This window comes from Paenibacillus sp. MZ03-122A, assembly GCF_024213325.1.
Taxonomy (GTDB): domain Bacteria; phylum Bacillota; class Bacilli; order Paenibacillales; family Paenibacillaceae; genus Paenibacillus; species Paenibacillus polymyxa_B.
Map to the genome: position 1 here is coordinate 223743 of NZ_JANAVI010000003.1, position 23247 is coordinate 246989.

The following is a 23247-nucleotide window of genomic DNA, read 5'->3' on the forward strand; positions in this document are numbered from 1 at the left end:
AAATATGTTTTGATTGGATAGAGGAGGTAGGGGCATGCAACCTAAACCGCATATTGTACATTTGCCAGTATATCAGCCCGGTAAACCGATTGAAGACGTAAAACGTGAGCTGGGACTCGATGAAGTCATCAAGCTCGCCTCGAACGAGAATCCGTATGGTAGCTCTCCCAAAGTGTTTCAGGCCATTCAGCAGGAGTTTGCCAACATTAGTGTATATCCTGACGGAAGTGCAGTAGCTTTGACACAGGCACTAGCTAAACGGACGGGTTTAAAAGAGGAACAGTTTATCTATGGCTGCGGATCTGACGAAATTATTGCGTTGATTACGCGTGCTTTCCTCCTTCCCGGGGAAGAAAGCATTATGGCCGATCAGACATTTTCCGTATACAAAAGTAATGTGGAAATTGAGGGAGCGGTTGCAGTTGAGGTGCCTTTGCGTGACGGTGTACATGATTTGGATGCTATGCTGTCTCACATCAATGACCGTACAAAAATTATTTGGATCTGTAATCCAAATAACCCGACGGGCACGATTGTACCTGAAGCAGAGCTAATTGCGTTTTTGGACCAAGTACCAAAGCACATCATGGTTGTTCTGGATGAAGCCTACGCCGAGTTTGTGACGGATCGTTCGTATCCCGACGGCATTCGTTTGTTGCCAGCGTACGAAAACCTGGTTGTACTACGCACCTTCTCCAAAATCTATGGGCTTGCTTCGCTGCGCATTGGTTATGGTATGGGAGCCGAGTCAATCATTCGCTTGATAAATCAGGTTCGTGAACCGTTTAATACATCACGGGTAGCACAGGCTGCTGCCATTGCTGCCTTGGAAGATCAGGAATTTGTTCAAGAATGCCGGGATCGTAATGCAGAGGGCAGAGTTTATTTGCAAAATGAACTCAAGCGTCTGGGGCTGGAGTCTTTCCCGGCACATGGTAATTTTATTATGCTGGATGTACGTCGTCCATCCGGTGAGGTATTCCAGGAGTTGCTTCGTAAAGGTGTGATTATTCGCGCAGGTCATCATAAATATCCGACATATATTAGGGTGTCGGTTGGATCACAGCCGCAAAATGAGTTGTTTATTCGTGTGCTGGAACAGGTCCTGGGGGCGGAAGCGGCGAAAGTACGCCTATAATTTCCGCAGATGGGATTTGATAATTGATGAAGATTGCCATTTTCGGCGTGGGACTGATTGGTGGGTCCCTCGCACTTTGTTTTAAAGGGAAGCCGGATATTACTGTTGTCGGCCATGCCCATCTCCCTGAACTGATGGAACCGATGTTAAGCCGTGGTGTCGTGGACACCGCGACTCTTTCGGTTGAAGAAGCGGCAGAGGATGCCGATTTTATTTTTTTATGCGTACCTGTGGGCTTATTGGAACATTATCTCGAACTGTTAAGCAAGCTACCGCTTAAAACGGGTTGTATTATTACTGATGTAGGCAGCACGAAATCGGCAATTGCCAAAAAAGCATCAGAAATTTCTTTGCGCAACGCTTACTTTATCGGTGGTCATCCGATGGCCGGTTCGGAGCGTTCCGGTGTAAAGGCTGCTTCCGCATTGTTATTTGAAAACGCATATTATGTGCTTTCCCCGGCAGAGGGTGTGCCTGAGGAAGCATACAGTTCACTGGAACGTTTATTAAAATATACTAGTGCTCATGTTGTGCGTGTCCAACCTGATATGCATGATGATATTGTCGGTGCGATTAGCCATCTTCCGCACATTATTGCAGCGGCGCTGGTGAATCAGGTGCGAAAGCACAATGATGAAAATCCGTTGTACCGTACATTGGCTGCGGGCGGGTTCCGTGATATTACACGGATAGCCTCTAGTGATCCGGTTGTGTGGCGGGACATCTTACTGAGCAATCGTGAAGTTTTACTAGGTCTGTTGGAAGAATGGAACGGACAGATTGAGCGTTTTACCCATTTACTGAGAATACAAGACGGTGAGGGAATCGCTGACGAGTTTTTGACAGCTGGGCACTTCCGCAGTGAACTGCCAGAGCGTCGCAAAGGAGTTATCGTCTCCACGTTTGATCTGTATATTGATGTACCGGATACCCCAGGGATTATCGGGCGAATTGCTATGGAACTCGGTAATCACAGCATTAATCTGAGCAATATGCAAATCATTGAAAGCCGGGAGGATGTCCCAGGCATCATGCGGCTTTCCTTCCGTCAAGAGCAGGATTGGGAGCGTGCCAAGACTCTGCTGGATTCGATGGGGTATAAAGTGGTGGTGTGAAGGGTGGAGAAAGTATGAGTGTTCGTTAAGGAGGTACACCGCTCCGCGATCCATTTGATCTTACGATCGCTGTTGCAGGGGGATTCTCTGGACTTTTTAAATTATCTAAAGGTAAGAATCCCCCTGCAAAGGCGAACGCTACGCTTCTCTAGATTCAAATGGATCGCTGCGCTACGGATCGCCTTAAAAGTACTATGCTTTCTGGGAGTGAAATAATAGGAAAAGTTTTAAAGCGGGTGAAGAAACTTTCGCCCGCTTTTTTGTTATTTGAAGAACAAATGAGACAATCCTTCTCACTAATTATTATTAAAGAAAACAAAAAAAGACCACCCGGGTAAAGCCCCGGGTGGTAGCTACTTTTAGTGAAGTAGCTGAGTAGGATAGGAGTGGAGAGAAACCATACTGTACTTTTATTATATGTATACGTTTTCATTTTGTCAATATTTTTTTTGAAGCGTTTTCTTTTTGTGTTTTTTTCCTTATTGATGTATTTGAATAGAACATTTTCAATGGGGTTGTCATTTAATCTTGAAAAAATTTAAAATCCCCTGAAAAGCTGTATAAATGAATCAGGTGCCAGCGTTAGGGAGGCATTGATAGAAATCGTGGGGATTTTGGACTTTTTTACTGACGGACATTTTGTGGTACAATGGGTAAGTCCATTTTGGATGTTGAATATTGTTGGGGATAGCACCGTTAATGTTGGCACTACATAGGGTAAGAAAATAACAAATGTTCCATGATGCTGTTTCATCCATTTGCGCAGAGGGCGCAACTTTTTTTGACCTGTTCGGTATATATAGACAGAATCGAACGGGAAAACAGCACATGTATGGGCGAGGAGGGTCTCACTCGGATGATGACAGATTCCCAGATGATTCAGGAAATCAAACAAGGTAATGTTGAGGTTTATTCAGAATTAATGAGGCGGCACCAACGTAAAATTTTAGCTTTTGTTTATCATATGCTGAAAAGTTCGAACCTGGAAATGATTGCTGAGGACTTGTGCTCAGAAACGTTTTATAAAGCGTATCGGAGCCTGCACTCTTTTCGCGAGGTAGACGCATCGTTTTCCACTTGGTTATATACGATTGCACGCAATACGGTGCTAAGTGAGCTTCGCAAGCACCGTAGCGGTCAGGTTCCATTGGAGGAGAGCGGTTATGTACCGGTAGCTCCATCGGATGTCATTCCGGAGCAGGCCGTCCTTCGCGGTGAGAAGGTAGAGATGGTTCGTGAAGCGATCAATAGATTGCCTGAGAAGCAGCGATCTGCGCTGATTTTGCGTGAATATGAGCAATTGGATTATCAGGAGATTGCGACTATTTTAGGACAGACGGTCAGTGCGGTGAAGTCATTGCTTTTCCGGGCAAGATCCAGTGTGAAGACGCAGTTGGAGCCTTATTTTTTTGAGCCTCTCTATGAGGAAAACGAAGGGATGAGCAGCCAATGAAATCCAGGGACACTGAGGATTTGTTCGCTACAGGCAAAAATGTATCGAAACAAGACTCGGAGCGCAGACGGGCCAAAAGCTCGTCTGCTGGGTGGGAGCATGGTTCGGAAGAAAAAGAGTGGAATTTGTCAAAAGAAAATCGGTCCGATATTCGTGATATTTCCTTTGAAATAACAGATGAAAAGCTAGAGGCAATGAATCGCAGAGTCATGGATCGAATTTATGAAGAATCACCGTGGCTTGTTCCGGGCGAGCATCGACGTGCGCGTGTGAACCCAGCAGCCCGTAAGTATATGTCTGTATGGATCGCCGGCTTCTTGGCCGTATTTTTATGTAGCTTCTTGTTTTTGAACTGGAACGGAAGCTCCTCTCAGGAAAATCCCCCTCAAGCAGCTCCTGTCATGGACACAGGTATTTTACCGACAGGCCTGTTGAAAACTACAAGTACATCTCCACAATATCAATACCACATTAAAGATGTGAATAGTGGCATTATGGACCCGCTGGTTGCTAGCATTGTTCCTACTTATCCGCAATACTGGATGTTGTTGTCTGTATTGGCACTTGCGCTTGCTTTATTTTCTCTGGGCTGGATCCATCGGGCGAGAAGGGTCAGAAATTAGCAGGACAGCTGGGCTCCAATATGAATTCATAACAATGCCTGAATAACAAAACAGCGGAGGAAACGACACGATGCTTATTGGCTTGATCAGACATGGATTGACGGATTGGAATGCGGTAGGGAAAATCCAGGGTCACAGTGATATTCCCTTGAATGAGGAAGGGCGTCGGCAGGCACGCTTGCTGGCAGAACGATTAAAGGAAGAACCTTATCATTGGGACGGGCTTATTACAAGTAGTCTCTCCAGAGCGAAAGAGACTGGGGAGATTATTGCTTCTGCTCTGCATCTCCCGTTGTTAGAGCCTGATGATCGGCTAAGAGAACGTGCTTATGGTCAGGTCGAGGGCATGACCCAGGCCGAGCGTGAAGAGAAGTGGGGAGTCGACTGGCATCTGCTGGATCTAGGGCAGGAAAGCGATGCGGATCTTCAGCTTCGCGGGCTAGCTTTTATGGAAGCCATTTGGACGGAAAATCGGGACAAGAATCTGCTGGTCGTTTCCCACGGCGGTTTTTTGGCTAATTTGTATAAGGCTCTGTATCAGGAAAAATTCACGGAACGAATCGGCAATTTGTCACTTAGTGTACTCCAGCGTGAGGATATGGATTGGGCACCACTTTTGTATAATTGCACGAAGCATTTGCAAGAGAAAAGTGACTGTAACTCAAAAAGTTAGTAAAAGACCAAGGCTTCTACTTATCGTAGGAGTCGTGGTCTTTTTTGTTTTTTAATTATACCTTTGCAAAAAAAGAGGTTTAGAGTCTGAACAATCCGTCAAAGCTGTGGGTACAACAGGTAAGAATCAATTCCGGATGACAGTCCAGTGACGAGGCGATGGAACAATGAATCTGGCGGATATGCTGACATTTGCGGATATTGTGCATTTGAACAGAATCGCGGTGTATTACGATTGTGACTGTAAACCTAATTCCAAACATGAGTTGATCCAGGGGATTTTGACGAAGCTCGGCAGCAGTAGTTTTTTTGAGACGCAGGTCAAGGAGCTGAGGTTGTCAGAGGTAAGGTTTTTGAACGCGCTGCTGTTCGATGACCGACCGTATTTCAGCATGGAGGAATTGGTTGCAATAGCCAAACAGTCTGTTGAGGAGGACAAGAATCCTGGTGAGCGGCCAAGGGATATTGTGACCCGTCTGCGTTCTAGTGGCTGGTTGTTCAATGGTTCGACGCACAATACGAGGTATTTGTTCCAAATTCCGTTGGATATGAAGGAGCGCTTTCGACGTGTTATGGTACATGACTTCCAAAACGGAATGACCCGGGTAAGCGAACCGTCGTCGTACCGGGATGAAGGGCATCTGCTGGCAGAGGATTTACGGCTTTTCCTTCAATACATGGGGCAGCATGAGGTTCCGCTAAATCCCGAGGGAGCTTGGTATCGTCGCAATCAGCAGCAGCTGATGGAACATTTGCACATTGCGGAGCCGCTTTTGGGTAAGGGAGGATGGCGTTTCGGGTATGGCTCCTCTTTTAAGTTTTATCCAGACCGAATGGCACTACTTTATGATTATGCCCGTCACTCCAAGTACATTGAGGAGAAAGGGGACCAAGTTGTGCTGACGGCAAAGGGAGAAGCGCATCAGGAGCATACAATTGAGGAAGAAATGATACAGCTATTCAGGTTTTGGTTAAGATTGTATAAAGGAGCCGTTCCTAATTTGCTGTCTCTAGTCTACTGGATTGGAGAATGTGCCAGGCCCTGGACGTCCTCAGAGTCGCTTTTTGTACATATCGGCCCACTGATTCGACCGTTTTACTATGATACGCCCCGTTCGGTCTTTGATCAGAGGATTATACGAATGATGCTTCACTTGGGTATGCTTCGTCAGGGTGAACATTCGACGGGACCATCTGTACAGATGACGGCCTGGGGGCTGAAGTTGGCGGGAGAGTGCCGCATTGGTCGGAACGACTCGGGTATACGGCTCCATTGACAAGCAGCACACATATTGATAGAATTTCACCCAAAATGAGAGGGTGAAGTTGTTGCTGATTCACTATAACGGAAACATGCCACAGCTCCATTCATCTGTCTATATGGCAGAAGGAGCAAAAATTGTCGGAAAAGTAACGATCGGTCAAGATTCCTCTGTATGGTTTAATGCCGTACTGCGCGGAGATATGGCGCCTATCATCATCGGTGAACGCTGCAATATTCAGGACGGTGTCGTGGGACATGTGAACACGGACCAGCCCCTGTTGCTGGCGGATGATATTTCGGTAGGTCATGCTGCAATAATCCACGGTTGTACGGTAGGCAAAGGCACTTTAATCGGTATGGGGGCCATTGTACTCAACGGAGCGGAGCTTGGTGAATATGCTTTAATAGGAGCAGGGTCGGTCGTTACGGAAAATACCAAAATACCACCCTATACTCTTTCTCTCGGTACACCTGCCAAAGTGGTGCGCGAATTGACAGATGCAGATTTGCAGCGGATGTCACGAACGGCACTCAGCTATGTGGCGAAAGGAAAAGAATATAGGATCTCTTAAACTCATGTTGGAGGTGCATCCTATGGATAAAATGAAGGTTACTTATGAAGTAATGTTGGGCCTGTCTGCTGAAATGGTTTTGGACGAGGCATTACGTAAACACCGGAGTGAAAAACTCTACAAGGATATTGATGAGGCGCTAGCCTCCGGAGATGAAGTAGCTTTTCGTCATCTTACGGATGAGCTGAAAGCAATGAGTTAGAACAATCTTAGGAATCCTAAGTTGGATTTCAGACGAATCTTTAGTTCAAAGATTATAATCATCAAACCTGACTGTAGCGGCGGTCAGGTTTTTTTGATACGCTTGGATATGATATAGTCTTTGTAGGATGGGACCTGTACAAGGCAACTGTCGTATGAACGGAGGATGAAGGACGTGTCGTTATCTTATTTGTGGAGCCGGTCGTTCTTGACGAGCCGGCCTTTTTTGTGGCTGCTGTTCTGGTGTAATCTGGTTGGAACGGTGTATGGGTACATATGGTATGGGGGGCAGTTGGAATATACGCTAAATTATCACCCAATGTGGCAGATTGTATTTGTGCCTGATAGTCCGACGGCGAGTCTGTTTTTTACGATCTCTATAGCATTTTTGCTCTATTCTCCGCGTCTCAAGAGCTTGAAGGTCATTCGCCAGATCATCGAGGCGTTGGCTGTTGTCACGAGTGTAAAATATGGCATCTGGGCTTCAGCTATTATTTTTTGGGGAGTTGCGCAGGGGGGACATATGATATGGCAGGATTGGATGCTGGTGGCATCTCACACGGCAATGGCGGTCGAAGCACTGCTGTTCGTGCGTTTTTTCACCTGCAAATGGACTGCTTTGTGCCTAGCCACACTCTGGACATTATTAAATGATACGATGGATTATACATTTGGTATATATCCGTATCTTCCGAAGACGCTAACGGATGATGTACCACAAGTGCGTGCTTTTACCTATATGCTGACCCTTGTCAGTATTATAGCGGCATGGCTTGCCATGTTTGCGCGCAATCGAATGGGAGTAGAAGTGGAGAAATAGAGATGAACATTGTTATAAACCAAAAAGAATATATATTTAAAAAAGGAACCGTGATGATCATAAAATAAGAAAGAGCTTTAATCATTTAGCTAAACAAAGTTTTGGTTTTGATTTTGAAGCTTGGTATCAATTGGGCTTTTGGAATGATAAATATATCCCTTACGTACGGCAGGGCAACTGTGATGCTACGTATTTGTTCGCAATGATAGTGTGAAGAATTTTTACCCTAAATTCGCGTTTGTTTCAGCACAAGAATATCAATCGAACCGGAAAGTAATCATAAACCACTTGGACATTAAAGTTGAGAAATTGAACCTGGAAGAGCAGTCGGATTTAAAGTTACTGAAAAATAAAAGTGCTAGATTAAATCCGTATTCACTTTTTGCTGCGGAAAGTAGTGAATGGCTGGTTTTATTCTATGCCATCTCGTTTTTTAAAGATAAATTTATGTATATACCTCAATATGACACGATTGTGGTTGCAGATTTTGAGGGGGATACCATTTGTCCTAAAGCAAGTTCTAGTCTCGGTAACCTTGCCATACAGTAAGGTGAGGAGGGATGTCCCATGATTAGGGGTCAGGCGTTGCAAATTATGATACGTATTGTTTCGAGTGTTGTTTTAACTATGGTCCTGCTGCTGTCCGTCTGCGTCCCTCCAGGTGTGGCAGAAGCGCGTGATCAGTCAAAACCCGTAGGAAATACAAAAGAGATTGAGGAACTGGATCATGCAGCTGCGATACTGTACCGAGATGTGATGGACGGGAACATTGAAAAAGCGCGCGCGGATGTAGCCGAGGTGAGTCGATGGTTTGGCACTGGACAGGTGCAGGCAGCGTTATCTGTAGAGGCCATTCATGCTTTGTCCGGCAGCATCCTTGAGGTGCAGCAAGCTACACAGTCCGTCCAAGCATCACCGGATGAATGGGTGAAGGCTGCGGCCAATTTACGACTTGCGACAGATGCGCTTGCACATCCGCGTCAGCCCTTATGGCAGCAGTATTATAAGATTTTAAAAGAAGATGTTAGTGGCTTGAACAGCCAGTTTGCTAAAGGCAACATGAAGGGTTTCAAAGCTGGAGCCGCGGTGCTGGAGGACCACTATGAGACGATCCGTACAGCAGCATTGATTCATGGCAGAACAAGTGAAGTTGTCCGGGCTGATTCATGGATTTCCTACGTCAAAGGATTGGGGGATCAGCAAAATGCAGATGCCTCAGCGATTAGAGGGGCGTTGGATCAGGGAAATCCGACGTTTAATGCCTTGTTTGGACGTGAAAAAGACGCCACTGCCCTGGCGCCATTTATCCCGCGTGAAAGTGAGCGCCGGGCAGAATTGGCAATCGGCATGATTGTTCTGCTGGCGCTGGCCTATGCAGGTTATCGTAAATATCGAGCTGGTTTCTCTGGATAACGATGCAAAATTCGAATATTCGCGTCGTTGGCTGCTGAGCCATCCATATAGGTTAGCCCATCGCCCGGATTTCCGGGCTATTCCTCTTTGAACCCCTCTCCATGTACATCATGCACATCCTGTATGATAATAAACGCCCGTGGATCAACCGATTTAACAATTTGGTGCAAACGTCGTATTTCCTGACGAGGCACGACACAATAGGCAACATGCTTGGCCTGCTTGGAAAATGCACCTACAGCCGGAATAATAGTAACTCCACGATCCATGTCCCTAATAATAATATCCGCAATGTCCATCGTCTGGTCGCTGATAATCATAAAGGCTCTGGCAGAATAGGCCCCTTCTTGTATAAAATCAATAATTTTGGACGCGATGAACACGGCGACTAATGTATATAGAATTTTTTCTTTTGGTATGTAAAGTAGTGAAGCACCGATAATGACGATATCAATGACCAGCAGAATCCTTCCCATACTCCAGCCAAACTTCCTGTTTAGAATACGAGCGATTATATCCGAGCCGCCCGTGGTGCCGCCAAAGCGGAACACAATACCTAATCCGGCCCCAAGCGTAACCCCCGCATATAATGAAGAAAGTATAAAATCGTGTTCAGTTTGAAATGTTCCCATCCATCCGAAATGAATCATTTTTTCATACAACCACAGAAAAAAAGTGAGCGACCCGATACCTACCCCTGTATATAGAATTTGCTTGCCCCCAAGCATTTTCCACCCAATTAAAAATAAAGGAATGTTCAGCAGCAATGTGGAGAGAGAGGGTGAAATCGAAAAAGCATAATTGAGCAGCAGGGTGATCCCTGTAATACCACCTTCCATCAGTTTACTGGGTATTATAAAATAAAGCAGACCGAATGCATAGATGGCGGTCCCGAGCACAATGGGTAAAATCAGTTTAAGCTGTTCCATAGACTTGGATATCTTCATATGATCCCTCGCAGTAGCAGTTTAAGGAAGAACGACTTCATGCTTATTTGCTAAATCGCAGCTCCTTATATGTAGTATACCTTTTTACGAAAGCTTTAAAAGGCTGATGACTGTAAGTTGGGATCATAAGTACACAATTAAAAAAAATTTGTTTTAAAATGTGCTTTACGATAACATATGAATAAACCTGCACATGGGGGGATTGCGTGATTCATGGAAAAATCATTAGATGAAATTCAACGTGAGGTAGACCAGTATATATCTCAATTTAAGGAAGGGTATTTTAGCCCTTTGGCGATGTTGGCCCGGATGTCTGAGGAAGTCGGGGAACTGGCGAGGGAAGTCAATCACTCCTTTGGCGAGAAACCGAAAAAAACGGATGAGGCGGACAATTCGATTGAGCTGGAGCTGGGGGACATTTTGTTCATCACAGTTTGCTTTGCGAACTCGCTAGGTATAAATTTGACCGAGGCTCATGATAAGGTCATGCAAAAATTTAACACGCGTGACGCGAATCGCTGGACCAAAAAGGACACCGATTAGGCGTTTTGTACATATGCTGTACCAAACCGGTTACCCGGAGGTGCAGTGTCATGAAGGCGGAGGAATACGTTCAGAAAGCTTATCAGTGCATTTTGCAGAACGATTTTGAGCAGGCTGTGGAATGGTTTGAAAAAGCAATTTCAGCTCAGCCTGATCATGCGGAGCATTATTTCCGGTGCTCGGTTACCTATGCTCGTAGTGGTCGTTTGGAGCAGGCTCTCGCATATGCAGAGCATGCGGTTCGTCTCGCTCCACAGCAGGATGAATATGTTCTCCATCTGCATGCGCAGGAAGCCAGGCAGCATACGGAGAAGGCCAGAAAAATGCTGGATGTCGACAGAGCTACGCCACAGGTGCGTCAGGATGCGATTTTGCTACTGGAACGAGCAATAGCCCTCGATCCGTTATGTGGGGATGCTTTTTTGTTGCTCGCATTGATTTATGATGAATTGAATGAGTATAAGCTAGCTGTGCAGGCTGCTCGCGAGGCGGCTGCACTGTTTCCTCACAATGTGCAGCTTGCCAACCTCATGAAGAAGTTATGCCAGCAGATGAATGAACAGATCTAACACAAATGGATGCATAAGGAGTTGTAGGGATATGTCAGAACCAATAAAAGTGGCTGTTGTAGGAGCAGCAGGGCGTATGGGCCGTGAAGTTGTCAAATTGGTTCTTCAGGATGAGGAACTACAGCTTGTGGCCGCAGTGAACAGAACACATGCCGGCAGTGATGCCGGCCTTCTCGTCGGATTACCGGAAGCGGGTATCGCTATTGGGGAGGACGTGGAGCAGGCTTTACTGGATAGTCGAGCGGATGTCATGGTCGATTTTACGGGGCCGCATTTTGCGTACGCACATACAGCGCTTGCTATCAAGTATGGAGTACGTCCGGTTATCGGAACGACAGGGTTTACCCCCGAACAGATTAATGAACTGGACAAGCAGTGTCGTGAGCAGCAAATTGGTGGTCTGATCGCCCCGAACTTTTCGATTGGAGTCATTTTGATGATGCGGTTTGCGGCTCAGGCAGCGAAATACTTCCCACATCTGGAAATCATCGAATATCATGGTGACCAAAAATTGGACGCGCCATCGGGCACAGCCATTAAGACCGCAGAGCTGATCGCCGAACAGCGTGAAGAGCTACGACAGGGTAACCCGGAAGAGGAAGAAACGTTAGAAGGATCACGGGGGGGGTACTATCAAGGGTTCCGTGTTCACAGTGTCCGTCTTCCCGGTGTGTTCGCACAGCAAGAAGTAATCTTCGGAGGGTTTGGACAATCTCTGAAAATTCGTCAGGATTCTTATGAACGAGCGGGCTATATGCCGGGTGTTAAAATCGGTATTCAGAAGGTTATGGAGCAGCCAGGACTTGTATATGGATTTGAGCATTACATCGATTAAGAATACGCGAATGATTTGACGAACGAAATTATAGAATGAGGCAGGAGGAACTTTGAATGTTAAAGATTGCATTTATAGCGCATGACCGAAAAAAGGATGAAATGGTAAATTTCATAACGGCCTATGAGCATGTTTTTACAGATCACCAGTTATTTTCAACAGGTACAACAGGTCTGCGCATTATGGAGCAAACCAAGCTTCAAATTCACCGTTTCATGTCCGGTCCGCTTGGAGGAGATCAGCAAATCGGGGCTATGGTTGCACAAAATGACATGGACTTGATTATATTCTTGCGTGATCCGCTTATGGCCCAGCCGCATGAGCCGGATATTAGCGCCCTGTTACGTCTGTGTGATGTACAAGGGATTCCTCTGGCAACCAACGTTGCAACTGCTGAAATACTGGTTAAGGCGCTAGACCGTGGCGATTTTGCTTGGCGTGAGCTGGTACATAAATATAAACCGGGGATTGACCAGCAAGGTGATATAAAATGACACTGGACATCTTGATTTTCGGAGCCCATGCCGACGATGCAGAAATAGGAATGGGAGGCACGATTGCCAAGCATACAGCCGCTGGTTTAAAGGTGGGCGTTTGCGATTTGACGCGGGCTGAAATGTCATCCAATGGTGATGTGGATACTCGTATGGCAGAGGCAGAACACGCTGCAAAAGTACTCGGACTTGCCGTGCGGACGAATTTAGGTCTGCCGGATCGTGGATTATATGTAACTCCAGAACATGTAGCTGCAGTTACAGCAGAAATACGGCGCCATGCACCAAAAGTCGTATTTGCTCCTTATTGGGAGGATCGACATCCAGACCATGTCATGTGCAGTAAGTTAGTGGAGGAAGCGGTATTTAACGCCAAGTTGCGACGTTTTATGCCAGAAAATCCTGCGGTACAGGTAGAGCAATTATATTTTTATTTTATTAATGATATTGGCAGAACGGATTTGATTGTGGATATCACCGAGCATTATGAAGCCAAAGAACGGTCTTTGTTGAGTTATGCTTCGCAATTTCAGGCAGCACCTGGAAAGGATACAGTATCCACACCCTTAAATCAGGGATATGTGGAACGCGTAAAAGCTCGCGACTCGTTGTTGGGTCAACGCAAACTGATTTCGTATGCAGAAGGCTTTGCGTCCAAAACGCCATATCTGGTTAAGCTATTCACATAAGAATTCTATACTTGAGCATTTTGCAGAATGTTAAAATAAATCGGCAGGAAAGTTATCACTGATGAGCGGAAGGAGGCAGCTTAGCTTGAAAGACAAATTGAAAATTGGCATTACCTGTTATCCGTCGTTGGGTGGCTCCGGCGTAGTGGCTACTGAGTTGGGTAAGTTGCTGGCAGAAAAAGGGCATGAGGTCCATTTCATTGCCAATAGCATTCCGTTCAGATTAGGCGGGGCATTTCAGAAAAATATTTTTTATCATGAGGTTGAAGTTAACGATTATTACGTGTTTAGATATCCACCCTATGATTTGTCACTCGCGACCAAAATGGCCCAAGTCGCACAAATGAAGAATTTGGACGTACTCCATGTTCATTATGCAGTACCCCATGCAGTATGCGCTTACTTGGCGAAGGAAATGGTGGGTGATCATCTGAAGGTGGTAACCACCTTGCACGGTACGGACATTACAGTGTTGGCACAGGATGAGTCGTTGAAGGACCTGATTCGGCTGGCTATTAACAAAAGTGACGCTGTGACAGCGGTTTCCAAGGATTTGATTCGGGAGACGATAGATGCGTTGGAAATTACACGACCTATTGATTTAACCTACAATTTTGTAGATAAACGGGTATATTATCCACGAGATGCCGCGGCGCTTAGAAGAGATTTTGCCCAACCGCATGAAAAAATAATGATGCATATTTCCAATTTCCGTCCTGTCAAAAGGGTGGGAGATGTGCTGGATATATTTGAAAAAGTGCAACGTAAAGTACCTGCGAAGCTACTGTTGGTGGGAGAAGGACCGGATCTTCCCAAAATCCGTTGCAAAATCGAGAATTTAGGTCTGCAAGATAAGGTCTTCTTTTTAGGTAAGCAGGATCAGATCGCAGAAGTAATTTCTATGGCGGATGTGCTGCTGCTTCCCTCGGAAAAAGAAAGTTTTGGTCTGGTTGCATTGGAAGCAATGGCCTGTGGAGTGCCGACAATCGGTTCTCAAGCAGGGGGGGTACCTGAACTCGTTGTTCATGGAAGTACGGGGTATCTTGCTGAAATCGGTAATACTGAGGCAATGGCTGATTATGCAGTAGAGCTGTTGTCCGATGAAGCGATGGCGGAACGTTTCCGTGAAGCGTGTCTGACCCGCGCCCGTACCGTTTTTTGTGATGAACTGATTACCCGTCAATATGAAGAGATATATTACCGTGTGTTGGGACGCGAGGTGCCGGATCTTAAACCGATCAGCGTTTAAGGGGGCGGACTCGCGTCCGTTTTTTATATTGAATACTTGCAAAGGGGGAAACCCTATGAATACAAATACTTGGCAATATGCTGACCAAGAGATGGCATTTCATGGCAGAGAGGTTATACATACACTAACCGCAGCAGGACACGAAGCCTACTGGGTCGGTGGCTGTGTGCGGGATGAGCTATTAGGAAGAGCCATTCATGATATGGATTTGACTACTTCGGCTGAGCCTGAACAGGTCATAGCGCTATTCCCTCACGTCATTCCGACAGGAATTCAGCATGGGACGGTTACGGTCATGCAGGGTGGCCATGCGTTCGAGGTAACCACTTTTCGTACGGAAAGTGGTTATGCCGATCACCGCCGTCCAACGGAAGTTGCCTTCGTAAAGGATATCCGTGAGGATCTGATGCGACGGGATTTTACTATGAATGCGATTGCGATGGCAGAACACGGAGAGCGTGTTGACCCATTTGGAGGAGAAGCCGATTTACGAGCCGCTCTCGTTCGTTGTGTAGGCCGAGCCGAGGAACGTTTTGAAGAGGACGGGTTACGGATGCTGCGTTGCATCCGTTTTGCCTCTGTGTTTCGGTTCCGTGTTGCTTACAACACCTGGAAAGGCATGATTCGGCGCAAAGAGGGACTTCGTTACATAGCCATGGAACGTGTGCGGGTCGAGCTGGAAAAGATGCTAGCGGGCCCTGACCCTTTAAGTGGGTTGGAGATGCTGAGCCGTAGCGGATTGCTCGGTTGTACGAAGGTTCCGGTTCCTTGGGAACAATGTGAAGTAGGGGCGCTCAAGGGGATCGTTCAACTGCAAGAAGAACTGCGGTGGGGCCTGCTCTTAATGTCTTGTAGACTTACCTCAGAGGCAGCGGATGAGCTACTAAGAGCTTGGACCTTTTCCAACGCGGTACGACTTCGGCTGGTTCATCTGCTGGAATGGGAGACCGAATTAATCTACAGTGCTGGTGCCATAGCTGGCGATTCCGATCCGGGGGAGTCTGGCATTGTCAACGATGAGGCGCTGCGTCGTAGCTGGATTCGTCTGCTAATTAGACTGGGAAAAGATACAGCTTCAGACTGGCTTGATCTTTACAAGACACTGCCTGCTTCATTCCGCGGATTACCGCCGTGGGTAGAAAAGCATGTGGCGAAAACAGCAGAACTGGCAAGCTCGTGGACAAAGCAGGCTGTAGTCGTTCGTATCAAAGATTTAAATATTACAGGAAATGAACTGGTTCAGGCGATGAATCGACCAGGCGGCCCTTGGCTGGGTCAGATGATGGAACAGCTTTTACAAGCTGTTGCCTGCGGAGATATTCCGAATGAAACAGAAACATTGCTTCAGGAAGCGAAACGGGTGATGAGTAGTGAATAATCATGAAAGATTGTTAGGCATACTGGAGGAAGGTACATCCGATTACGTATCAGGGGAGGAAATCAGCCGACGCCTCTCGGTTAGCCGAACAGCAGTATGGAAGCAGATCAACAAACTGCGTGAGTTGGGCTACAACATTGATGCCTCCTCGCGTCGGGGTTATCAATTGATATCCCGACCGGATCGGCTGCAAGTCTCCAAATTAACCAATATGTTAAATACTCAATCTTTTGGCCAGCGTATTGTTGTACTGGATTCGACGGTTTCCACTCAGCAAGATGCCATGGGTTTGGCAGAAGAGGGCGCGCCAGAGGGGACAGTAGTGCTTGCGGAGGAACAAACGGCAGGTCGGGGACGTTTGGGACGGAAGTGGTATTCCCCTCGTGGCAAAGGAGTCTGGATGAGCATTGTGTTGCGTCCTACCCAGCCCTTGGCTTTTACCCCCCAGCTAACGCTACTTACAGGTGTAGCAGTGTGTAGGGCCATTCGTCGGCTGACGGATGTGGAGGCTGGTATCAAATGGCCAAACGACGTGCTGATTCATGGTCGCAAAGTATCCGGTATTCTGCTGGAATCTGCAACAGAGGATCAACGGGTTCGATACTGTATTGCAGGGATTGGCATTGATGTGAATTTAAATAAAGAAGATTACCCGGAAGAGTTATCGCAGGTGGGAACGTCCTTGAAAATAGAAGCAGGGCGTGAAATTGACCGTACTGTGCTGATCGCCTCAGTGCTGGAAGAGATGGAACAGCTAAGCAAGTTGTATGCCGAGCAGGGGTTTCAGCCTATAGCCATGCTGTGGGAGGCTTTGTCCGTGACTATGAACCGTAGCATACGGGCACATACCGGGCAAGGGATAACTGTAGAAGGTACAGCTGTTGGCTTGGACCCTTCCGGGGCACTCGTAGTAGAAACGGATCAGGGAGAGCGAATTCAGGTCATTTCAGGGGATATACAATTGTAGAAGCGACCCTAGCTATGAAAACGACCGAAATCGTTCTATTCCCTGTGCAAAACTTCACGTGAAAAAGCTGATGTTTTTTGTTATACTGTGCAGGAGGCGGCATCGGACGGTCCGAGCTGCACTCCAGGGGCACATGCTCTACTTTAGCAAGTTTGTAAGACCATCATAACTTCATTTGAAGGTTACGTTGGATTCTGCTCTGAGCCGAACAGGACCGAGACAGAAGGGACGATCTCAAAATGAGTGTCTTTTTTGGCTGTTCGGACCTTTTGATGACGCAGATGTACAGGCGTTCATAAAAGGTTATTTTTTGTGCCAAAAAAAGATGGAAGGGAGCCATTTACAATGGCAGGAAAACAAGCACTGAATATTGTGAAAATGAAAAAAATGAAGCAAGAGGGCATTCCGCTCAGTATGCTGACCGCCTATGATTATCCATCGGCTAAAATAGCCGAGGAGGCGGGAATTGACATGATTCTCGTAGGTGACTCGCTGGGTAACGTAGTTCTTGGTTACGATTCAACCATCCCTGTAACCTTGGATGATATCGTGTACCATTCCCGGGCAGTCGCAAGAGGCGCGGAACATACATTTATCGTAGCGGACATGCCTTTTATGACATATCACAGCAGCGTATCAGAAAGTCTTCAGGGCATCCGCCGTCTGATGCAGGAAGGACATGTGCATGCTGTTAAATTGGAGGGCGGAGCTGAAATTGCCGATGTTGTAAAAGCAACTGTTCAGGCAGGTGTGCCTGTATTGGGACATATCGGGCTTACTCCGCAATCGGTTAATCAAATTGGCGGCTATCGCATTCAAGGCAAGGACGAAGCGGACGCACGCCGGTTAATGGCGGACGCCAAGGCGCTGGAGCAGGCGGGTGCTTTTGGCGTTGTATTGGAACTGGTAACTGAGGAAGTGGCAACAGCGATTTCTAAAGAGCTTTCCATTCCAACCATTGGAATTGGTGCTGGACGTGGATGTGACGGTCAGGTACTCGTTTATCACGATCTGATTCAGTACGCATCGCCTTATTTCAGCAAACGCTTTGTTAAAACCTATGCCGATGTAGGCGGCTTGATCCGCAGCAGCATTGAGCAGTATGTGAGTGATGTAAAAGGGCGGGCATTTCCGGCCGCGGAGCATGTGTTCAGCGCGGATGACCGCGTTGTGGAATCCCTGTATGGTAAGGCAAAAGGACAGACACAGGAACAAGCTAAGGAAAAGGTGGAATCACGCTCATGATCATCGTAAGAGAAGTGGATCAGCTGCGCAAGATTATTGCTGAACGTCGGCAGCTTGGGACAAGCGGAACAAAAAAGGTACACGGTTCTACCTCTTTACAGCAACATAAAGTCGGCTTTGTACCAACAATGGGATACCTGCATGAAGGGCATGCGAGCTTGATGCACAAGGCGCGTGAAATGGCGGATACGGTGGTGCTTAGCATTTTCGTAAATCCGATTCAATTTGGACCGAATGAAGATCTAGACAGCTATCCTCGCGATGAAGCTCGTGATTTGGAGGTAGCGCGGCGCGAAGGAGTGGATATTGTTTTTTTACCAACTGTAGCAGAAATGTATCCACAACCAACCCAAACCAAAATTCGTGTATCCGCTTTGACAGATCGTTTGTGCGGTGCTTCCCGTCCCGGCCATTTTGATGGTGTGACTACGGTGGTAGCCAAGCTTTTTAACATGATAGGTCCTGATTTGGCTTTCTTTGGAATGAAGGATGCGCAGCAGGTTGCTGTGCTCCAGCAGATGGTGACTGATCTCAATATGAACGTGACTATCGTACCTTGTCCCATCGTCAGAGAGGCGGATGGTTTGGCCCTCAGCTCCCGTAATGTGTATTTAAGTGCAGAACAGCGCGAACAGGCGTTGGTGCTGTCTCAGTCACTGCGTAAGGTGCAAGAAGTGAGCGAAGATATAGTAACAAACACAATTACGATTCGTCAGCTACATCAAATGGTGGAGTCCACCATTACTTCCTCTCCTTTAGCGGACATTGATTACATTGAAATATTAACTTTTCCCGGTCTGGAGCCCCTTCTTCCCGAGCAGCGGCTATGTGATGTTCAGGAAGACGTCATCGTAGCGCTGGCTGTGAAATTTGGCAATACCAGACTGATTGACAATATAAGAATACAGAAGGCGGAGGTGCTTTCCCATGTTTAGAACCATGATGAAATCCAAAATTCACCGCGCTACGGTTACGGAAGCTAACCTGAACTATGTGGGGAGTATCACTATAGATGAAGATCTCATGGAGACATCGGATTTGTTGGAGAATGAAAAGGTTCAAATTGTAAACAATAACAATGGAGCTCGACTGGAAACCTATGTTATCCCCGGACCGCGTGGGAGCGGCGTAATCTGTCTCAATGGTGCGGCAGCCCGTTTGGTGCAGCCTGGTGATACAGTCATTATTATTTCTTATGCTTCCATGTCGAATGAAGAGGCCAAAACATACAAACCAACAGTGGTATTTGTTGATGAACATAATAAACCAGCCCAAACGATGAACAAAGAAGTACACGCGACGATCATGTAATGAATGGGAGTGCGGATGAAACCCGTCTTTTAAGCGAAAAATGTGAGTGTATTAATCCATCTTTCATAAGGGCGGGATGCACATGTTCCAGCATGTATTCGCAGAAATGAACAGCATGTTAGATGATATCGTGAAGCATTACCCATCAGCCCAGGGCTCCCGCAGGCAGGAGCTGCTACAGCACTGGAGTCTGCTGCGGAGAATGAGTGACGGAATTATGGATGAGTGGCTGGCCTTTGAGGAAAAAATGGTTTGCCTGCGTGCGGCCGGGTTTTCCGCGGAGACCGATATGTCTGACACGGAGCTGCCTGAAAAAGAGCTGCCAGCTTTTAATCGGGGGCAAGGGTATTATCGATTACTCATGTACCCTGAGGCGATCCAACAATTTGAGCAGGTACTACAGCATTTTCCGAACAGCTGGCAGAGTCGCATGTATATGGGAATGGCCTATTTTCAACTAGATGATCCAGCAGAGGCTGTATGCCATTTTCAGAAGGTGCTGGACCTGACTGAGCAGGCAGGACTGAAGGCGGTCATCTATAATGCGCTAGGCTGTCTGTTGGCAAAGCAGGCTGACGTAGAGGAGGCGCAAAAATGTTTTGCTCTCGCACATCAGTTCGATCCTGCGTTACCCGAGCCGCTGCACAATATGGAAGCCTGTCTGTCCGGTACCGAAAAGCTTCGATACGACAGCTCCATGATGACGTGGATGTAGTTGTCAGACACCGAGCAAGACGATGCATGCCCACCTCTCAGGCGGCGTGTGCATCGTCTTTTTTGGCTGTCTTAATTTCCAAACAGGCGATCTTCTGCTATGCTAATATACAGAGTTATTATTTTTGTAAGTGTCATAAGAAAGGATTAGCCCGAATGAAATTTGCGGTATTGGATTTTGAAACGACAGGCACCCAGTCCGCGGATGACATCATTCAAGTCGGACTTGCAATTATAGATCATGATAACAGCATTTCCCGTGTTTACGGCTCTTATGTAAACCCTGGCAGATCTATTCCCCCTTTTATCACCGGATTGACCGGAATTACAGACGATGACGTCAAGGATGCTCCTGCTCTTGAAGAAATGATGATGGAGCTCGTGCCTATGCTGGACGATGTTGTACTGGTCGGTCATAATGTGGCGTTTGATTTTAATTTTTTGCAAAACGCTCTGGATCGGTGCGGATATTTACCGTTTAGCGGAAGAATCTTGGATACAATGGATTTTCTGAAAATTATGTTTCCATCGCTTTCTTCTTATCAGTTGGGTTTTGTGTCTTCTGAGTTTGGGCTGGCGCATGATCGCCCTCACCAAGCAGACAGCGACGCGTTGGCTACGGCTGAGGTTTTTTTAAAGTGTCTGGGTGAGCTTCAAGCATTACCTTTGATAACGATACAGCGGCTTAGCGATTTGTTTGCAGAGGAAGACAGTGACCTTGGATGGTTTCTTGATGGGGTGCGTGAAGAGAAAGAGCTTGATCCTATTCAGGATCTGGAGGGACATCAGTTTTTTCGTCAGCTTGCGCTAAAAGTGGAAGATTGGACGGAGCTAGCTGCTCCGCGTAGAGAAGATGACCCGAATCCACTGTCAGGTGTTTCCTTTGAGGAGTACATGGATGATGTGCGGGACAATTTGCGTTCATCCTTGAGCCAATATGAGGAGCGCGAGGCGCAGATACAGATGATTGAGGGTGTAAATCAGGCACTGAGTGAAGACAAGCACCTACTGATCGAAGCAGGTACAGGAACAGGGAAGTCCCTCGGCTATTTGCTCCCATCGCTGTATCACAGTGTGAAAAAAGGACAGCGAGTTATGGTAAGTACACATACGATCAACCTGCAGGAGCAATTACGCGAGCGCGACATTCCGATGCTGACCAAGGTGATTCCGTTTCCGTTCCGGGCTGCTATTTTCAAGGGTCGGGGACATTATTTGTGTCTGCGTAAGTTTGAACATAAAATAAACAGAAGAGACTTCGCGACACCGAAGGAAGATTTAATTACAGCTGCTCAGATGATCGTCTGGTTGACGCTAACAGAAACCGGTGATGATGAGGAACTGAATCTGAGCAACCGTGGTGGAGATTTCTGGGAAACGGTGGCGAGTGATTCAGAGTCCTGTCTTGGTCGCTCTTGCCCATGGTTCCGCAAATGCTATTATCATCGTGCACGCCATGAAGCAGGGATAGCGGATGTCGTTATTACGAATCACTCTAAGTTGTTTACAGACGTCAAAGCTAGTCACCAGTTGTTGCCGAGCTATGAACATCTGGTGATTGATGAAGCCCATCACCTGGAGGAAGTAGCTGGTAAGCACCTAGGTATGCATATGAAATATTTCACACTCGTGCATACACTGACACGACTGTTCAAAGACAGCAAGAATGGACAATTGCCTTCACTTCGTCAACAGTTGGCGAAATCGGGGCACGAGAAGTCGACGCATTGGGCCTCAACCATCGATCAGATGTATCCGCTCGTGTTAGAGGTTAAGGAAACTTGGGACCTGCTAAGCGACAAACTGTTTGGCATGTTGCCAGAGCGAAGCGATGCGACACCGGGTGAAACAGGACAGTTTTCTTCCCGTCTCAAACCTTCAGCCAAGCCTGCAAAGTGGGATCAGGCGGGGGCTTTGGAAAATCAGCTATATGTAACGATGAGTGAAATTTTGCGCAAGGGCGACAAGCTGATGCTGGACGTCAAGGAAGAACATGACGATTATGCGGCGGATAGCCTTATTACAGATATCACGGGTCTGCTCAAGGATCTGGCGGGGATTCGAGAAAATTTGCGCTTTTTTATGCGACTCGATGATGAAACAACCGTATACTGGCTCGAAGCGAGTGGGCAATTCCGCAGTAAATCATTACAATTTTATGCGGTGCCCGTCGATGTGAGCCGCCAGTTGAAAGAAATGTTTTTTGACAAAAAAAGAAGCATTATTCTGACGTCTGCTACCTTATCGGTAGATAAGTCGTTTCAGTACATGATCGATCAGCTCGGCTTGCAGGAGGCCGCAGATCAAGAGCGGCTGATGACTTCGCAGCTCCCGTCACCCTTTAATTACAGGGATCAGGTGCTGCTGGTCATTCCACGGGATTTCCCAAGCGTGAAGGGCAGTGTAGGAGATGCACACTTTGTAGATATGCTCGTTAGCTCTCTAGGAGCGACTGCTCAGGCGACGCGGGGGAGAATGCTCGTTCTGTTTACTTCCTATCGGATGCTCCGGCAAGTGTATGAGCCGCTTAAAGAGGCCTTAGCATCCAGCGAAATTACTGTGCTGGGACAAGGTGTGGACAGTGGGAGTCGCAGCAAGCTAACCCGCCGTTTTCAGGAAGCCAAAGCTTCTGTATTGCTGGGAACCAGCAGCTTCTGGGAAGGCGTCGATATTCCGGGGAAGGCTCTGACTTGTCTAGCCATTGTTCGCTTGCCATTTCAACCGCCGAATCACCCGTTGCTGGAGGCAAAAAGCGAGCTGCTCCAGCAGCAGAAGAAGAATCCATTTATGAAGCTGTCTGTACCACAAGCGGTTATTCGCTTCAAACAGGGATTTGGTCGGTTGGTTCGTACAGCGAGCGACCACGGGGTCGTTATCGTTTACGATACGCGTGTGATCGAATCCTATTACGGAAAGCACTTTTTGTACTCGTTACCGGGACCAAAAATGGAGCATATGCCATCGGAGCAAATGGTGCCCCGCATCGCCGAATGGCTCCAATCCGCCCCGGAGACCGAGGCATAACGGACGGACAC

Annotated in this window: 25 protein-coding genes; 24 read left to right on the forward strand and 1 reads right to left on the reverse strand. The window is 47.1% G+C overall.

Annotated elements, in window-relative coordinates; genetic code table 11:
• Positions 1–34 precede the first annotated feature (34 nt).
• The 11 genes from hisC to NLX74_RS08275 all read left to right on the forward strand — a co-directional run bounded on the left by hisC (position 35) and on the right by NLX74_RS08275 (position 9271).
• Complete coding sequence (hisC, locus tag NLX74_RS08225) at positions 35–1138, forward strand: histidinol-phosphate transaminase (protein WP_254328415.1); 1104 nt, start codon at positions 35–37, stop codon at positions 1136–1138.
• Positions 1139–1164: 26 nt separating this feature from the next.
• Complete coding sequence (locus tag NLX74_RS08230; protein WP_069289822.1) at positions 1165–2253, forward strand: prephenate dehydrogenase; 1089 nt, start codon at positions 1165–1167, stop codon at positions 2251–2253.
• A gap of 856 nt (positions 2254–3109) precedes the next feature.
• The gene (locus tag NLX74_RS08235) at positions 3110–3706 is read left to right on the forward strand and encodes an RNA polymerase sigma factor (RefSeq protein WP_172828252.1); all 597 of its coding nucleotides are present in this window, start codon (positions 3110–3112) and stop codon (positions 3704–3706) included.
• Positions 3703–4329, forward strand: coding sequence for a hypothetical protein (locus NLX74_RS08240; protein WP_061829202.1), 627 nt, complete (start codon positions 3703–3705; stop codon positions 4327–4329). The genes NLX74_RS08235 and NLX74_RS08240 overlap by 4 nt, the downstream gene beginning before the upstream one ends.
• 70 nt (positions 4330–4399) lie before the next feature.
• Positions 4400–5002, forward strand: a complete 603-nt coding sequence (locus tag NLX74_RS08245; protein WP_068941607.1) for a histidine phosphatase family protein — start codon at positions 4400–4402, stop codon at positions 5000–5002.
• Between the two features lie 166 nt (positions 5003–5168).
• The gene (locus NLX74_RS08250; protein WP_235309597.1) at positions 5169–6278 is read left to right on the forward strand and encodes a hypothetical protein; all 1110 of its coding nucleotides are present in this window, start codon (positions 5169–5171) and stop codon (positions 6276–6278) included.
• Between the two features lie 52 nt (positions 6279–6330).
• Positions 6331–6837 carry a gamma carbonic anhydrase family protein gene (locus tag NLX74_RS08255; RefSeq protein WP_023989153.1) on the forward strand — a complete coding sequence of 169 codons (507 nt, stop codon included), beginning with the start codon at positions 6331–6333 and terminating at the stop codon, positions 6835–6837.
• Between the two features lie 22 nt (positions 6838–6859).
• Positions 6860–7039: an IDEAL domain-containing protein gene (locus NLX74_RS08260; protein ID WP_013371655.1), complete on the forward strand. Its 180-nt coding sequence runs from the start codon at positions 6860–6862 to the stop codon at positions 7037–7039.
• Between the two features lie 174 nt (positions 7040–7213).
• A complete protein-coding gene (locus tag NLX74_RS08265; RefSeq protein ID WP_013310701.1) occupies positions 7214–7858 on the forward strand; it encodes a DUF1405 domain-containing protein in 645 nt (214 codons plus the stop codon).
• A 288-nt stretch (positions 7859–8146) separates the two neighbouring features.
• A complete protein-coding gene (locus NLX74_RS08270; RefSeq protein WP_155729680.1) occupies positions 8147–8407 on the forward strand; it encodes a hypothetical protein in 261 nt (86 codons plus the stop codon).
• Between the two features lie 18 nt (positions 8408–8425).
• Positions 8426–9271, forward strand: coding sequence for a sporulation protein YpjB (locus tag NLX74_RS08275; protein WP_254328416.1), 846 nt, complete (start codon positions 8426–8428; stop codon positions 9269–9271).
• Between the two features lie 77 nt (positions 9272–9348).
• Here the strand turns inward: NLX74_RS08275 and NLX74_RS08280 are convergent, their stop codons facing one another.
• Positions 9349–10218, reverse strand: coding sequence for a YitT family protein (locus NLX74_RS08280; protein ID WP_061829196.1), 870 nt, complete (start codon positions 10216–10218; stop codon positions 9349–9351).
• Positions 10219–10431: 213 nt separating this feature from the next.
• Between NLX74_RS08280 and NLX74_RS08285 the strand changes: the two genes are divergently transcribed.
• The 13 genes from NLX74_RS08285 (at position 10432) to dinG (ending at position 23236) form a co-directional block, all read left to right on the forward strand.
• On the forward strand, positions 10432–10761 hold the full coding sequence (locus tag NLX74_RS08285) for a nucleotide pyrophosphohydrolase (protein ID WP_023989148.1): 330 nt from the start codon (positions 10432–10434) through the stop codon (positions 10759–10761).
• Positions 10762–10811: 50 nt separating this feature from the next.
• Complete coding sequence (locus tag NLX74_RS08290) at positions 10812–11330, forward strand: tetratricopeptide repeat protein (RefSeq protein ID WP_013310696.1); 519 nt, start codon at positions 10812–10814, stop codon at positions 11328–11330.
• 31 nt (positions 11331–11361) lie between these two features.
• Positions 11362–12165, forward strand: coding sequence for a 4-hydroxy-tetrahydrodipicolinate reductase (gene dapB / locus NLX74_RS08295; RefSeq protein WP_254328417.1), 804 nt, complete (start codon positions 11362–11364; stop codon positions 12163–12165).
• Positions 12166–12221: 56 nt separating this feature from the next.
• A complete protein-coding gene (gene mgsA, locus NLX74_RS08300) occupies positions 12222–12659 on the forward strand; it encodes a methylglyoxal synthase (RefSeq protein WP_013310694.1) in 438 nt (145 codons plus the stop codon).
• On the forward strand, positions 12656–13348 hold the full coding sequence (gene bshB1, locus NLX74_RS08305; protein ID WP_061829194.1) for a bacillithiol biosynthesis deacetylase BshB1: 693 nt from the start codon (positions 12656–12658) through the stop codon (positions 13346–13348). The genes mgsA and bshB1 overlap by 4 nt, the downstream gene beginning before the upstream one ends.
• A gap of 85 nt (positions 13349–13433) precedes the next feature.
• Entirely contained in the window at positions 13434–14597 is a 1164-nt protein-coding gene (gene bshA / locus NLX74_RS08310; protein WP_254328418.1) for an N-acetyl-alpha-D-glucosaminyl L-malate synthase BshA, read from the forward strand.
• Positions 14598–14652: 55 nt separating this feature from the next.
• A complete protein-coding gene (locus NLX74_RS08315; protein ID WP_254328419.1) occupies positions 14653–15975 on the forward strand; it encodes a CCA tRNA nucleotidyltransferase in 1323 nt (440 codons plus the stop codon).
• Positions 15968–16942 carry a biotin--[acetyl-CoA-carboxylase] ligase gene (locus NLX74_RS08320; protein ID WP_254328420.1) on the forward strand — a complete coding sequence of 325 codons (975 nt, stop codon included), beginning with the start codon at positions 15968–15970 and terminating at the stop codon, positions 16940–16942. The genes NLX74_RS08315 and NLX74_RS08320 overlap by 8 nt, the downstream gene beginning before the upstream one ends.
• Before the next feature lie 345 nt (positions 16943–17287).
• Positions 17288–18187 (forward strand): 3-methyl-2-oxobutanoate hydroxymethyltransferase, encoded by a 900-nt coding sequence (gene panB, locus NLX74_RS08325; RefSeq protein WP_023989139.1) that lies wholly within the window; start codon positions 17288–17290, stop codon positions 18185–18187.
• On the forward strand, positions 18184–19122 hold the full coding sequence (gene panC, locus NLX74_RS08330) for a pantoate--beta-alanine ligase (protein WP_254328421.1): 939 nt from the start codon (positions 18184–18186) through the stop codon (positions 19120–19122). The genes panB and panC overlap by 4 nt, the downstream gene beginning before the upstream one ends.
• Positions 19115–19498 carry an aspartate 1-decarboxylase gene (gene panD / locus NLX74_RS08335; protein ID WP_013371641.1) on the forward strand — a complete coding sequence of 128 codons (384 nt, stop codon included), beginning with the start codon at positions 19115–19117 and terminating at the stop codon, positions 19496–19498. The genes panC and panD overlap by 8 nt, the downstream gene beginning before the upstream one ends.
• An 82-nt stretch (positions 19499–19580) precedes the next feature.
• Positions 19581–20213 (forward strand): tetratricopeptide repeat protein, encoded by a 633-nt coding sequence (locus NLX74_RS08340; RefSeq protein ID WP_061829188.1) that lies wholly within the window; start codon positions 19581–19583, stop codon positions 20211–20213.
• A 155-nt stretch (positions 20214–20368) separates the two neighbouring features.
• On the forward strand, positions 20369–23236 hold the full coding sequence (gene dinG, locus NLX74_RS08345) for an ATP-dependent DNA helicase DinG (RefSeq protein WP_254328422.1): 2868 nt from the start codon (positions 20369–20371) through the stop codon (positions 23234–23236).
• The last annotated feature ends 11 nt before the right edge of the window (positions 23237–23247 follow it).

Coding starts and splice junctions, on each gene's coding strand:
- panD (WP_013371641.1), top strand. CDS start 19,115: ATGTTTAGAACCATGATGAAATCCAAAATTCACCGCGCTACGGTTACG.
- NLX74_RS08235 (WP_172828252.1), top strand. CDS start 3,110: ATGATGACAGATTCCCAGATGATTCAGGAAATCAAACAAGGTAATGTT.
- NLX74_RS08275 (WP_254328416.1), top strand. CDS start 8,426: ATGATTAGGGGTCAGGCGTTGCAAATTATGATACGTATTGTTTCGAGT.
- NLX74_RS08240 (WP_061829202.1), top strand. CDS start 3,703: ATGAAATCCAGGGACACTGAGGATTTGTTCGCTACAGGCAAAAATGTA.
- mgsA (WP_013310694.1), top strand. CDS start 12,222: ATGTTAAAGATTGCATTTATAGCGCATGACCGAAAAAAGGATGAAATG.
- dinG (WP_254328422.1), top strand. CDS start 20,369: ATGAAATTTGCGGTATTGGATTTTGAAACGACAGGCACCCAGTCCGCG.
- hisC (WP_254328415.1), top strand. CDS start 35: ATGCAACCTAAACCGCATATTGTACATTTGCCAGTATATCAGCCCGGT.
- NLX74_RS08260 (WP_013371655.1), top strand. CDS start 6,860: ATGGATAAAATGAAGGTTACTTATGAAGTAATGTTGGGCCTGTCTGCT.
- NLX74_RS08290 (WP_013310696.1), top strand. CDS start 10,812: ATGAAGGCGGAGGAATACGTTCAGAAAGCTTATCAGTGCATTTTGCAG.
- NLX74_RS08340 (WP_061829188.1), top strand. CDS start 19,581: ATGTTCCAGCATGTATTCGCAGAAATGAACAGCATGTTAGATGATATC.
- NLX74_RS08245 (WP_068941607.1), top strand. CDS start 4,400: ATGCTTATTGGCTTGATCAGACATGGATTGACGGATTGGAATGCGGTA.
- bshB1 (WP_061829194.1), top strand. CDS start 12,656: ATGACACTGGACATCTTGATTTTCGGAGCCCATGCCGACGATGCAGAA.
- NLX74_RS08280 (WP_061829196.1), bottom strand. CDS start 10,218: ATGAAGATATCCAAGTCTATGGAACAGCTTAAACTGATTTTACCCATT.
- NLX74_RS08250 (WP_235309597.1), top strand. CDS start 5,169: ATGAATCTGGCGGATATGCTGACATTTGCGGATATTGTGCATTTGAAC.
- panB (WP_023989139.1), top strand. CDS start 17,288: ATGGCAGGAAAACAAGCACTGAATATTGTGAAAATGAAAAAAATGAAG.
- NLX74_RS08285 (WP_023989148.1), top strand. CDS start 10,432: ATGGAAAAATCATTAGATGAAATTCAACGTGAGGTAGACCAGTATATA.
- NLX74_RS08230 (WP_069289822.1), top strand. CDS start 1,165: ATGAAGATTGCCATTTTCGGCGTGGGACTGATTGGTGGGTCCCTCGCA.
- NLX74_RS08315 (WP_254328419.1), top strand. CDS start 14,653: ATGAATACAAATACTTGGCAATATGCTGACCAAGAGATGGCATTTCAT.
- dapB (WP_254328417.1), top strand. CDS start 11,362: ATGTCAGAACCAATAAAAGTGGCTGTTGTAGGAGCAGCAGGGCGTATG.
- panC (WP_254328421.1), top strand. CDS start 18,184: ATGATCATCGTAAGAGAAGTGGATCAGCTGCGCAAGATTATTGCTGAA.